The sequence below is a fragment of the Klebsiella quasipneumoniae subsp. quasipneumoniae genome, assembly GCF_020525925.1.
GTDB classification, from domain to species: domain Bacteria; phylum Pseudomonadota; class Gammaproteobacteria; order Enterobacterales; family Enterobacteriaceae; genus Klebsiella; species Klebsiella quasipneumoniae.
In genome coordinates, this window is sequence record NZ_CP084876.1 from 5,145,351 (window position 1) to 5,157,409 (window position 12,059).

The window sequence follows — 12,059 nt, forward strand, 5'->3', positions numbered from 1 at the left end:
CATCCTTCTCAGACTTGCGGTTGCGAAAGCGGTTTTACGCGCTTATGAATCAGTCCCACGCTATCCAGGAACCAGTACAGCAGTTTCGCCGCCAGCAAGCAGATACCAAAGATCACGAGGAAAAACACCACGCGGGAGCCGAACGAATCCAGCCCCTCGCGCGCCAGCACTATCATGTTGAAGATAGCGCCGAAACAGAAACTATGCAGGATTGCCGCTTTATAGCGATTGCTCTCCCGGTTGCCGAGCTCATACAGCCAGTCGAACCATTTAATAATCAACCCGACCGCCACAGCGCCCAGCGGCACAAACCAGACGCCGCCCATCACCACCAGCGAGCCAATCAGCGTCGGCGAAATCGCCAGCCCCGAATGGTTGTTTAACACTTCCCAGGTGAAGTAGTTGGCGGTATTGAGCACCATCGTCGGACGACCGTGCCACATCCAGCTGGGGATAAAGACGTAGAAGTCGCGGATCATCGGCGCCAGCCCCTGGAAATCGATCTTGTCATAGTTTTGCAGCAGCAGCGCCAGGTTCTCCCACGGCGAGAAGGTATCGCGTGTGAGATAGAGGAAGGTATAAAACGCTTCGTCGCCGCTGACGTTCATCCCGTAGCGCTTCAGCGCCAGCCAGAACATGCCGACGATGCCCAGCACGCCCGCCGCAGCCAGCATCCACAAGCTGATCCAGCCGCGAATAATGCCGATAAACAGGAAGATGGCAAAGGCGATGATGATATTGGCGCGAGTCCCGCCGACGATAGCGTAGGTCAGCAGACCAAAGGCCACGGTGCTGACGAGGAAGAAAATCCACGCCTTATAATCCTGGCGCAGGAAATAGACCACCAGCATCGCCGGAATAAAGAAGTAGAAGAAGCGTTTCAACGCCACGCCGGAGACTTCAGCAGAGAAAATCTGGCTGTAAGAGTTGAGCTTAAACAGCAGGAAACCGTTGTGGGCGAAGAAGATGCCGACGCACAGCAGCGCCAGCCCCATCAGTATGCCCCACGCCAGATGGGTTTCCACCCGGTTCATGGTAAACAGCGGCCGACGCGTAATCTCACGCGATGCCGGACGCAGCCGCGTTTTATAGGTCACGTAGTAAATCGCGTAGAAGCACACCGCAATCAGCAGCGTCTGCAGCAAAATCTCCGGCGGCGCCACGCTGACGTCAAAGCGGAACACCAGAATACTGGTCAGCGGGAAACCGAAGAAAAAGGTCAGCAGAAACAGCAACGAGAAAAAGACGTTGAAGTTGAAGCGTACCCGACGGAACTCAAACCAGGTGGCGGTGGCGATAAACAGCGTCGACAGCAGCCAGACCACCAGCAGCCCGCTAAATTGCATTAACGTCATGCCTGCCCCTCCGCCGCTAACCGTAGCGCTCGCTGCCAGCCCGTCAGATAGTTCGGCCGGAAGAAAGCGATACCCGACTTATCCACGCTCGCCAGCTGGCGCTGCGCTTCGCGAACCACGCTGACTTCCAGCGCATCGCTGGTGAACAGCACCGGCACATGCTGCTCGGTCATATCCTGCCAGAACGGGTTTTCGCGGTTGAGCACGCAGGGAATGCCCGCCTGAATCAACAGGCACAAGGTGCCGATCCCCTGCTGACGCGCAAACAGGAAATAGCCCAGATCGCAGCGGCGCAGCAGCGCCAGATAATCATGAAACTCAAGCTTCTCGCTGAGGATCTGCAGATGCTCGCGACTAAACAGCGCCGCCCCCGCCTCACGAACCTCATTGATATAGGCCTCGTTATTCGCCGGATAGCCCATCGGCACGATGACGTTTACCGTATCGCCAAACTGCTGATGGATAGCCTTCAGCGCGGCAATATGTTCATTGCTGCGATCCCCGGAGTTGCCCACCAGAATGGTCAGCGTGTCGCCGCGCGGCGCGTTTTCGGCCAGGGTATTCAGCGCCGGATCCATACGGGTCGGGAAGTAGAGTAGTTCGCCCGGAACGCGCGGATGGCGGTTAGCGAACCAGCTAAGATCGCCGCGGGTGGCGAAAACGCGCCCCACCCGCCCCTGCGCCAGGCGGCGCAGCGGATAGAACAGGCGGAACTTCAGGCTGGTCGCGTTTTCATACAGATCCGCCCCCCAGATATGCCAGTTAAACTGCGATGGGCGGATACCGCCGCTCAACAGCGCCAGCCACAGGCCGGTATTGAACTGGCCGTGGAAGAAAAAGCGCTGCTGACGGTTGGCTTTGGCTTGCGCAATCACCGCCTGCGCCAGCGACTTCTTCCCCGGATAGCAGGTGATGTCCAGCGCCGGATACCCATCACGCACGCTGGCCTCATCACCGACGACCATAAATCTCCTGGCCTGCGGATCGGCGGCCAGTTCGTCGTTAAAGAACCGCAGTACGGTCTGGTTATGATGCGGGATATCCGATCCCAGTACATGTATCAGTGCTGTCATGCCCGTTTACGCCAGAGTAAAAACACGCCACTACAAAGGGCGAAATAAACAATATAAGTGGCCATATACGCCTGCGCCGCGCCAACCGCGCCGTGCGCCGGTATAAGCCAGTGTGAGAATGCGGTCAGCAGCGTGAACTGGCTGATTTCCGTCAGAATATAAAAACGCAGCGACGCTTTAGCGATCACCAGATAGCCATAGACGTAGGCGCCTACTTTTAAAACGTCGCCCACCAGCTGCCAGGCGAACAGGTCACGCATCGCGGTAAAGCGATCGGAAAACAGCAGCCAGATGGCAAAATCGCGCAGCAGCCAGACCGTCAGGCTCGCCGCCGCCACTGCCGGCAGGACGAATTTCAGCGACTTGACTATCTCGCGGGTGATATCCGTTTTGGCGCTCAGCCGCGACAGCGTCGGCAAGAGATAGACGCTGAACGAGGCGGTAATAAACTGCAGATAGGCATCGGAGATACTGCTCACCCCCTGCCAGATACCGACCGCCTCCCAGCCATAATGCGCCGCCAGCAGATTACGCATCATCACATAAGCCACCGGCAGGGTCACTGAGGTTATCAGCGCCATCAGGGTAAATTTCGATAGCTGTCCCGCCAGACCGTTATCCCAGCGCGGACGCAGGGCGCTCAGCGGAATATTACCCCGCCGCCAGAGCATGATGCCCGCCGGGATCACCACCAGCGCCGGCACTAACGCCAGCCCCAGCAGCGCCCCCTGGTAACCACCGAAGTAGTAACAGGCATAATAGGCCGCCACGCCAATCAGGCTGCCGGCAATCAGCGAGAAGGCGTTTCCCGCCGCATCGCGAAAGCCTTTCATCAGCGCCAGCAGGAAGTTCGCCCAGGCGATCCCCATCTGCACCAACGCCACCAGCCGTACCAGATTCTGATAATGAGTATGACCGAACAGCCCCTGGCTTATCGGCGCCGCCGCCAGTAAAAACACCAGCGCCAGCAGCGTGGAAAAGCCAAGCACCATCGCCGACGAGGTGCCCACCACCTGCTTCAGGCGCGGGGGATCGTCGTGATGCTGAGCCACCAGCTTCGTGACGCCGTTAAATATCCCGGCCCCGGCCAGCACGCCGAGCACGGTGACCAGTTGCCGGAAGTTACCGGCCTGGCCAACGCCCGCGGGCCCAAACGAGACGGCCAGCAGCTTGACGACCAACAGCCCGGCGCCGATTTTGACCAGCGTCGAGGCCGCCGTCCACAATGAGGCTTTTGCTAACGACATATCAGGAGAAGTAGCTCAGCAGCGAGTTAATCACCGTCCGCTGGTTCACCACAGACAGATTGTAAAACAGCGGCAGGCGTACCAGGCGCTCGCTCTCCTGGGTGGTATAGCGGTCTTCACCGTGGAATTCGCCGAAGTGTTCGCCTGCCGGACAGCTGTGCAGGGGAATGTAATGGAATACCGCGAGGATCTCCGCCTCTTTCAGCCAGGCGATAAGCCTGCTGCGATCCTCGATATCGCGCAGCTTAATGTAGAACATGTGCGCGTTTTGCCCGCAGTCAGCCGGGACCGTCGGCAGTTCAATACGTCCCGCGCGGGCCAGCGGCAGCAGCGCGTCATAGTAATTCTGCCACAGCGCCAGACGCTGCTGGTTGATGCGCTCCGCCGCTTCCAGCTGCGCCCACAGATAGGCGGCCTGCAGGTCGGACATCAGATAGCTGGAGCCAATGTCCCGCCAGGTATATTTATCCACCAGGCCACGAAAGAACTGGCTGCGGTTGGTGCCTTTTTCGCGAATGATCTCCGCACGTTCCACCAGCGTGCGATCGTTGATCAGCGTCGCCCCGCCCTCACCGCCGGCGGTGTAGTTTTTAGTTTCATGGAAGCTGAAGCAGCCGATATGGCCGATGGTGCCCAGCGCGCGCCCCTTGTAGGTGGACATCACCCCCTGCGCGGCGTCTTCCACCACGAACAGGTTGTACTTGTCGGCGATGGCCATGATGGTATCCATCTCGCAGGCTACGCCGGCATAGTGCACCGGGACGATCGCCCGGGTTTTATCGGTGATAGCGGCTTCGATTAACGTTTCATCGATATTCATCGTATCGCGACGGATATCGACGAAGACGATTTTCGCCCCGCGCAGCACAAAGGCATTGGCGGTGGATACAAAGGTATAGCTGGGCATAATCACTTCGTCGCCCGGCTGGATATCCAGCAGCAGCGCGGCCATCTCCAGCGAAGCCGTGCAGGAAGGGGTTAGCAGGGCTTTTGCCGTGCCAAAACGCTGCTCCATCCACTGCTGGCAGCGGCGCGTAAAGCCGCCGTCGCCGCACAGCTTGCCGCTGTTCATCGCAGACTGCATGTAATCAAGCTCGGTTCCAACCACCGGCGGCGCGTTAAATGGGATCATGGGGTCACCTGTATAGCCAGTAGGCGGTGCTTTCCACATTAGCACCGCTGAGAATATAACGTTTAAGCGCGGCGGTGTTGCCCATCTGGGTCGCCACCCGCAGTGTAGAAAGTCCGCGCGAAGCGGCCCAGTACCGCGCCGCCTGCATCAGCTGCGCCCCGGCGCCGCGTCCGGCCAGCAGGCCGATACGCGCCTCGGTGGCATTGAGCTGGCGCAGGGAGACAAAGGCGCGAATATCGCCCTCTGGATGGCGGTAAATCAGGCACTGATGATCGAAGGTGCCGCGCACCGCATTTTCAATCCACTGGGCATAGAAACGGCCGCTGGCGTCGGCAGCATACCAGGGCGCGCGAAAGCGGCTCATCGCAAAGGCCTGCGCCGCCTGCTCGCGCAGTGGCGCAATATCCGCCTCCACGGCGACGTCGGCGCCCGCATCCGCAGGGTTGCCCACCGGTAGCGCCAGATCGACCTCGCCTTCCACCAGCTGAAAACCCAGCTGCTGCAGCGCGTCGAGCCGGACGGTGTCGCTGGCGGCTACCTTCGCCTGCACTCGCGACCACCCCGCCAGCGCCTCAGGCGTCAGCCGCGGCGCATGCTCGTCAAAGTGAACGACGGCGCTGTTAACGGCAAAGAAGCGGTTCTCCCACTCCAGGGGATCAATACTGGCGCGGACGGGCACGGAGCAGATCCAGCAGATATTGGCCGTAGCCGGTTTTTTCCAACCGCTTCGCCGCGTGTTTGACGCCGTCGTCGTCCAGCCAGCCGTTGCGCCAGCCGATCTCTTCCAGACAGGCGATTTTGAAGCCCTGACGCTTCTCGACGGTCTGCACGAACATGCTGGCCTCGATCAGGCTATCGTGGGTGCCGGTATCCAGCCACGCAAAGCCGCGTCCAAGCAGTTCGACGGTCAATGCGCCATCTTCAAGGTACATCTGGTTGATAGAGGTGATTTCCAGTTCGCCGCGCTCGGATGGCTTGACCCGTTTGGCGTACTCCGCCACCTTGCCATCGTAGAAATAGAGACCGGTGACCGCCCAGTTCGACTTCGGCTGCTTCGGCTTCTCTTCCAGCGACAGCGCGCGAAAGTTGTCATCAAACTCCACCACGCCAAAGCGCTCAGGATCCATCACCTGATAGCCAAAAATCGTCGCCCCTTCCGTGCGGGCAGCCACGCTGCGCAGCTTGGGGCTGAAGCTCTGGCCGAAGAAAATATTGTCGCCTAACACCAGGCACGCCGGTTCGCCGTTAAGAAAGGCTTCGCCGATGATAAACGCCTGGGCTAAACCATCCGGCGTCGGCTGTACGGCATAGTGCAGCGCAATGCCAAATTCTGAGCCATCGCCGAGCAGGCGCTGGAAATCGCGCAGATCGTCCGGCGTGGTGATGATCAGGATCTCACGGATCCCGGCCAGCATTAATACCGACAGCGGGTAGTAGATCATCGGCTTATCGTAGATCGGCAACAGCTGCTTCGACACGCCGCGGGTGATGGGATGCAGTCGCGTTCCGGAACCCCCCGCCAGAATAATACCTTTCATCATTCCCCCCAGAGATGATTAGCCTTGCAGTCCAAGACGCTCGCCCTGATAGCTTCCGTCCTGAACCTGGCGCCACCATGTCTCGTTCGCCAGATACCACGCCACGGTCTTACGCATACCGGAAGTGAAGGTCTCAGCCGGCGTCCAGCCCAGCTCACGGGCGATCTTCGAGGCATCAATGGCATAGCGCAGATCGTGGCCCGGGCGATCGGCAACAAAGGCGATCAGGTCGCGATAGTGCGCCACGCCCTGCGGCTTATGCGGTGCCAGCGCTTCGAGCAATTCGCAAATGGTTTCCACCACCTCGATGTTTTTACGCTCGTTATGACCGCCGATATTGTAAGTCTCGCCCGGTTCGCCGCGGGTCGCCACCAGATACAGCGCTCTGGCATGATCTTCCACGTACAGCCAGTCGCGGATCTGCTGTCCATTGCCATACACTGGCAGCGGCTTGCCTGCCAGCGCGTTGAGGATGGTCAGCGGGATCAGCTTCTCGGGGAAGTGATATGGGCCGTAGTTATTCGAGCAGTTGGTGATAAGCGTCGGCAGGCCATAGGTACGCAGCCAGGCACGCACCAGGTGGTCGCTGCTGGCTTTCGAGGCCGAATAGGGGCTGCTTGGCGCATAGGGCGTGGTCTCGGTAAAGAAATCATCGCTGCCGTGCAGATCGCCATACACTTCATCGGTGGAGATGTGATGGAAGCGAAACGCCGATTTTTGCGCCGTAGCCAGCGTATTCCACCAGCTACGGGCCGCCTCCAGCAGCGTATAGGTGCCCACGATATTGGTTTCAATAAATGCCGCCGGGCCGTCAATCGACCGATCGACATGGCTTTCCGCCGCCAGGTGCATCACTGTATCCGGTTGATACTGCACGAAAATACGGTCCAGCTCGCCGCGGTCGCAGATATCCACCTGTTCAAAGGCGAAACGCGCATCCTGCGCCACCGGCGCCAGCGACATTAAATTGCCGGCGTAGGTCAGTTTATCCACCACCACCACGCGATCGGCGGTGTGCTGGATAATCTCCCGCACTACCGCCGAACCAATGAAGCCCGCGCCGCCGGTGACCAGAATGGTTCTCACCGCCACACTCCTTTGGTGTCGATGATATACGCCTGGGTGACGCTGTCGCCGCTAACGGCTTTAAATTCATGGTGATCGACCAGCATCACCAGCACGTCGGCGCTGGCCAGCGCCGCATCGAGGGTCGCCAGCGTACACAGACCGTCGAGTTTCTTCGGCAGCGCGTGAATGTTGGGCTCAACTACCTGCGTCGTGCCGCTGTGCCAGCGGGCAATCTGCGCGGCAATTTCCATTGCCGGGCTTTCGCGCAGGTCGTCAATATTCGGCTTAAAGGCGAGGCCAAAACAGGCAATGGTCAGTTCGCTGGCCCGTTTGTTGGTGGCATTCAGGCAGTCAGCTACCTGCGCCTTCACCTGTTCGATAACCCATTCCGGCTTGTGGTCGTTGACCTCACGGGCCGTGCGGATCAGACGCGCCTGCTGCGGGTTTTGCGCCACGATAAACCACGGGTCGACGGCGATACAGTGGCCGCCGACGCCCGGTCCCGGCTGCAGGATATTCACTCGCGGATGGCGGTTCGCCAGGCGGATCAGTTCCCAGACGTTAATGGCCTGATCGGCGCAAATCAGCGACAGCTCGTTGGCAAAAGCGATGTTGACGTCGCGGAAGCTGTTTTCCGTCAGCTTGCACATCTCGGCGGTACGCGAGTTGGTCACCACACATTCGCCTTCGAGGAAGATTTTATACAGCTCGCTGGCGCGAGCGGAGCAGACCGGCGACATGCCGCCGATAACGCGGTCGTTTTTAATCAGCTCGACCATCACCTGGCCGGGCAATACCCGCTCCGGGCAGTAGGCGATATTCACGTCCGCCGCTTCACCCACCTGCTGGGGAAAGCTGAGGTCCGGGCGCATCTCCGCCAGCCACTCAGCCATCTGTTCGGTCGACCCGACCGGCGAGGTGGACTCGAGGATCACCAGCGAGCCTTTCTTTAACGTCGGCGCAATGGATTTAGCCGCCGACTCGACAAACACCATATCCGGCTCGTGGCGATCTTTAAACGGCGTCGGCACGGCAATCAGGTAGGCATCCGCTGCCACCGGGGTGGTGGTGGCGCTTAAATATCCCTGCTCGACCGCGGTCTTCACCACGCTCGCCAGGTCCGGCTCCACGATATGAATCTCTCCACGGTTAATGGTCTCCACGGCATGTTGATTGACATCAACGCCGACCACCCGCTTCTGCCGGGAGGCGAACGCGGCAGCGGTTGGCAGCCCGATATAGCCAAGGCCAATCACTGAAATGGTAGAAAAACTCATAGCATTACCTGATTATTTTTAAGTGCAGACAAAATTCGACGACATGCTTCGCCATCGCCATAAGGATTATGCGCGCGGCTCATCGCCTGGTATGCGGCATCATCCTCCAGCAGTCGCGTGACTTCCGCCACGATGCGCTGGCTGTCGGTGCCCACCAGACAGACGGTACCGGCGGCCACCGCTTCCGGACGTTCGGTCATATCGCGCATGACCAGCACCGGTTTCCCCAGGGAAGGCGCCTCTTCCTGAATACCACCGGAATCGGTCAGGATGAGCCAGGCCCGATCCATCAACCAGACGAACGGCAGGTAGTCCTGCGGTTCAATCAACATCACGTTGTCGATATGGCCGAGAATACGGTTCACCGGTTCGCTGACGTTAGGATTCAGGTGAACCGGATAGACAATCTGCACCTCAGGGTGGGTATGGGCTATCTCCGCCAGCGCCTGGCAGATCTGCTCAAAGCCGAGCCCAAAGCTTTCCCGCCGATGGCCGGTAACCAGAATCATTTTTTTACCGTGGCTAATGAAAGGATAGCGCTGCAGCAGGGTCTCCCGTAGCGCTTCATCGCCCAGAACGCGATCGCGCACCCAGAATAGGGCATCGATGACCGTATTCCCGGTCACCGTGATGCGACTGTCGGCAATGTTCTCCCGCAACAGATTCTGCCGCGAGGTTTCCGTAGGGGCGAAATGGTACGTCGCCAGATGCCCGGTCAGCGTACGGTTGCCCTCTTCCGGCCACGGCGAACTTAAATCGCCGGTCCGCAGACCCGCCTCTACATGGCCCACCGGTATACGCTGGTAAAACGCCGCCAGGCTCGCCGCCATCGTGGTGGTGGTATCGCCATGCACCAGCACCACGTCGGGTTTAAACGACTCCAGAACCGGCTTCAGCCCCTCAAGAATACGGCAGGTGATCTCGGTGAGCCCCTGCCCCGGCTTCATGATGTTAAGATCGTAGTCCGGGGTGATGGAGAATAGTTTCAACACCTGATCGAGCATCTCCCGATGCTGCGCAGTCACGCATACTTTCGCCTCAAAATGAGGATCCTTTGCCAGCGCATGGACCAGAGGAGCCATTTTGATGGCTTCCGGCCTCGTGCCAAATACAGTTAGTACTTTCACATCGATTCTCTTCGATTAGGCGATGAAGGTCATTTGCCCTTCACCACAGGCCGCAATCACAGGACACGACGACGCGATAACGCCACGCCTGCGCCGATGAGCGCACCCACAATCCCCCACATCACCATCAGAAATACACGGCGCGGGCTATCGCGTTTTACAGGTTCTTCCGGCGTTCGCAAATACCGGTAAGTCTGAAAACGCGGATCCAACGTTGGACCGACGTTCAACGTGCTCAGCATGGCGCGATTCTGGTCGTAATCGAGGTCATATTCCGGTCCGACGGCCTGCAGGTTTTCCAGTCTGGCCTGCAGCATCGGCCTGCCCAATAAAAATAGCTCTGAATCCGGCAACTGATCGGCAGGAACATCCGTTTCGCTGCGCGAGATATTATGCTGCTGAGCGACCTTCAGCGCTTGCTCCACGCTGTGGGTCCGGCGGTTGAAAATAGCCTCGGCCACTTCTTCCTGACGCTTCACCTGCGCCTTCATTTGTACCGTCCGCGCCGCCCAGGCGCCTTTGAGCTCGTCGTTAAGATGGCCAGCCGCCCGCTGGCTGGCGAAAGCCACATACTGGCGCAGCAAATTATTGGCATCCTGCCCGGTCTCGGCGGTCAGTTTGACGCTGTCGTTGACGCTCTTGGCCGCATCGCCTGGCATAAACTGGATATTGTTAATTAAATCATCCAGCATCGCCGCATCGGCGCGAGCATTACCCGACTGTCGCTGCTTGTAGTAGTCCGTTTGCAGCCAGAAATCACGCCGGGTATCCCAGGAGGCCAACTGCATGATGAACTCTTTATACGCTTCATCCATGGCGGAAGGCTGATCTACCGAGGCCAGGTCGGCTTTGATATCCAGATTGCGTAAGAACTGCTGCTGGGAATAGTACCCCCCCAACATGTTGACAGTAGGCCGATCGGTGATCGCCGTGGCGCTCCACTCCTGGCGAGCAAAGAAGGTGTACACCAACACGATAGCGGCGAAGAGTACAGCACCGCCGACTATCCAGCCTTTTCCTGCCCATAAAGCGCGAAACAGCCCGCGAATATCCAGCTCGTTCTCAACGTTCACTGATTGTGCTCCCGGTAATGGTTGAGTCATCACATCCCCAGCTTTACTTGGTTAGTTTCGGATTATTGCCGCTGTGTCGCCGAATTCTGCGTCTGATGCGCTTAACCAGACGCGCCACTTTCCAGGCGCGCTTAATACAGTAGCCATAAAGGAAGAAGGCCACCAAAAAGAGAATTAACATCACCCATTCCGGCACAATGCGGGTATATTCCGCCGCGACGCCAACCAGCGCCAGCAGGGCAGCGGCCAGGGTGATCAGGACGAACGCCTGGCGGGAAGTAAACCCGGCGCGCATGATCAAATGATGAATATGCTGCCGGTCCGGTGAGAAAGGACTCATGCCTTTACGCAGGCGGCGATACATAATCGCCACCATATCCATCAACGGGATAGCGATAATCCACAGCGCGGTGACCGGGCTGATGGGATGCGTTTTACCTTGTGTGGTTTCCAGCAGGATCCAGATGATGGTGAAGCCAATCATGGTGCTGCCGGCGTCACCCATAAAAACTTTATAGCGGCGGCCGAGGGCGCCAAGATTAAGAAGAATATAGGGCAGAATGGCGGCGATCATCGCAAAACACCACATCGCCAGACTGTACTGACCGTCAAACCAGAGGATGATCCCAGTCGCCGCAAAGGAGACGGATGACAGGCCGCCGAGCAGGCCGTCAATCCCATCGACCATATTAAACGCGTTGATGGCGGCCCAGACGGCAAACAGAGTGAGGAAGAAGCCGAAAGGCCCCAGCACCAGCTCCCACGAGCCAAAAATAAAGCCCAGACTACTCAGATGCAGATTCCCTGCCATCATCATAATCACGGCGATCGCGGCCTGAATGACCGCGCGAATTTTCACGCTGATGTCGAAGCGATCGTCCAGCGCGCCAACCAGCACCAATACCCCCGCACAGGCCAGATACAGCGAGGCGTGAGGAATATAATAATCGGCGATGGCGAAGGTGAAACAGATGCCTGCATAAACTGAGATACCACCGACCAACGGAATCAACCCCTGATGCCGTTTGCGATAGTTTGGTTTATCCACTAACCCAATCTTTTTTGCCACTTTCCGCGCGACAAAAATAAAGAGGGTCGTGAATAAGAAAATACTGATTAATTCAGTAATAGCAGTGAGTAAATTCACAACGCATGTGCTCTCAGCATAG

Annotated in this window: 11 protein-coding genes; all 11 read right to left on the minus strand. The window is 58.4% G+C overall.

Annotated features, from left to right (window positions below; all coding sequences use genetic code 11):
- Positions 1-8: 8 nt before the first annotated feature.
- From wzyE to wecA, 11 genes are read right to left on the minus strand one after another with little or no spacing between them, the layout of a single operon-like run.
- Positions 9-1,355 (minus strand): ECA oligosaccharide polymerase, encoded by a 1,347-nt coding sequence (wzyE, locus tag LGM20_RS24625; protein ID WP_044521753.1) that lies wholly within the window; start codon positions 1,353-1,355, stop codon positions 9-11.
- Positions 1,352-2,428: a TDP-N-acetylfucosamine:lipid II N-acetylfucosaminyltransferase gene (locus tag LGM20_RS24630; RefSeq protein ID WP_044521752.1), complete on the minus strand. Its 1,077-nt coding sequence runs from the start codon at positions 2,426-2,428 to the stop codon at positions 1,352-1,354. The genes wzyE and LGM20_RS24630 overlap by 4 nt, the downstream gene beginning before the upstream one ends.
- Positions 2,425-3,675 carry a lipid III flippase WzxE gene (gene wzxE, locus LGM20_RS24635; RefSeq protein WP_032454508.1) on the minus strand — a complete coding sequence of 417 codons (1,251 nt, stop codon included), beginning with the start codon at positions 3,673-3,675 and terminating at the stop codon, positions 2,425-2,427. Before wzxE ends, LGM20_RS24630 begins: the two co-directional genes overlap by 4 nt.
- A 1-nt stretch (position 3,676) precedes the next feature.
- Entirely contained in the window at positions 3,677-4,807 is a 1,131-nt protein-coding gene (rffA, locus tag LGM20_RS24640; RefSeq protein WP_044521751.1) for a dTDP-4-amino-4,6-dideoxygalactose transaminase, read from the minus strand.
- A gap of 4 nt (positions 4,808-4,811) precedes the next feature.
- A complete protein-coding gene (gene rffC, locus LGM20_RS24645; RefSeq protein ID WP_023291556.1) occupies positions 4,812-5,486 on the minus strand; it encodes a dTDP-4-amino-4,6-dideoxy-D-galactose acyltransferase in 675 nt (224 codons plus the stop codon).
- A complete protein-coding gene (gene rfbA, locus LGM20_RS24650; RefSeq protein WP_023291555.1) occupies positions 5,464-6,345 on the minus strand; it encodes a glucose-1-phosphate thymidylyltransferase RfbA in 882 nt (293 codons plus the stop codon). Before rfbA ends, rffC begins: the two co-directional genes overlap by 23 nt.
- Positions 6,346-6,363: 18 nt before the next feature.
- Positions 6,364-7,431: a dTDP-glucose 4,6-dehydratase gene (gene rffG / locus LGM20_RS24655; protein ID WP_044521750.1), complete on the minus strand. Its 1,068-nt coding sequence runs from the start codon at positions 7,429-7,431 to the stop codon at positions 6,364-6,366.
- Positions 7,428-8,690: a UDP-N-acetyl-D-mannosamine dehydrogenase gene (wecC, locus tag LGM20_RS24660; RefSeq protein WP_023291553.1), complete on the minus strand. Its 1,263-nt coding sequence runs from the start codon at positions 8,688-8,690 to the stop codon at positions 7,428-7,430. The genes rffG and wecC overlap by 4 nt, the downstream gene beginning before the upstream one ends.
- Positions 8,687-9,817, minus strand: coding sequence for a non-hydrolyzing UDP-N-acetylglucosamine 2-epimerase (gene wecB, locus LGM20_RS24665; RefSeq protein ID WP_072013405.1), 1,131 nt, complete (start codon positions 9,815-9,817; stop codon positions 8,687-8,689). The genes wecC and wecB overlap by 4 nt, the downstream gene beginning before the upstream one ends.
- Before the next feature lie 56 nt (positions 9,818-9,873).
- On the minus strand, positions 9,874-10,920 hold the full coding sequence (gene wzzE / locus LGM20_RS24670) for an ECA polysaccharide chain length modulation protein (protein ID WP_032429045.1): 1,047 nt from the start codon (positions 10,918-10,920) through the stop codon (positions 9,874-9,876).
- Between the two features lie 13 nt (positions 10,921-10,933).
- A complete protein-coding gene (gene wecA / locus LGM20_RS24675) occupies positions 10,934-12,037 on the minus strand; it encodes a UDP-N-acetylglucosamine--undecaprenyl-phosphate N-acetylglucosaminephosphotransferase (RefSeq protein WP_004886849.1) in 1,104 nt (367 codons plus the stop codon).
- Positions 12,038-12,059: the final 22 nt, after the last annotated feature.

Coding starts and splice junctions, on each gene's coding strand:
- wzyE (WP_044521753.1), bottom strand. CDS start 1,355: ATGACGTTAATGCAATTTAGCGGGCTGCTGGTGGTCTGGCTGCTGTCG.
- LGM20_RS24630 (WP_044521752.1), bottom strand. CDS start 2,428: ATGACAGCACTGATACATGTACTGGGATCGGATATCCCGCATCATAAC.
- wzxE (WP_032454508.1), bottom strand. CDS start 3,675: ATGTCGTTAGCAAAAGCCTCATTGTGGACGGCGGCCTCGACGCTGGTC.
- rffA (WP_044521751.1), bottom strand. CDS start 4,807: ATGATCCCATTTAACGCGCCGCCGGTGGTTGGAACCGAGCTTGATTAC.
- rfbA (WP_023291555.1), bottom strand. CDS start 6,345: ATGAAAGGTATTATTCTGGCGGGGGGTTCCGGAACGCGACTGCATCCC.
- wecC (WP_023291553.1), bottom strand. CDS start 8,690: ATGAGTTTTTCTACCATTTCAGTGATTGGCCTTGGCTATATCGGGCTG.
- wzzE (WP_032429045.1), bottom strand. CDS start 10,920: ATGACTCAACCATTACCGGGAGCACAATCAGTGAACGTTGAGAACGAG.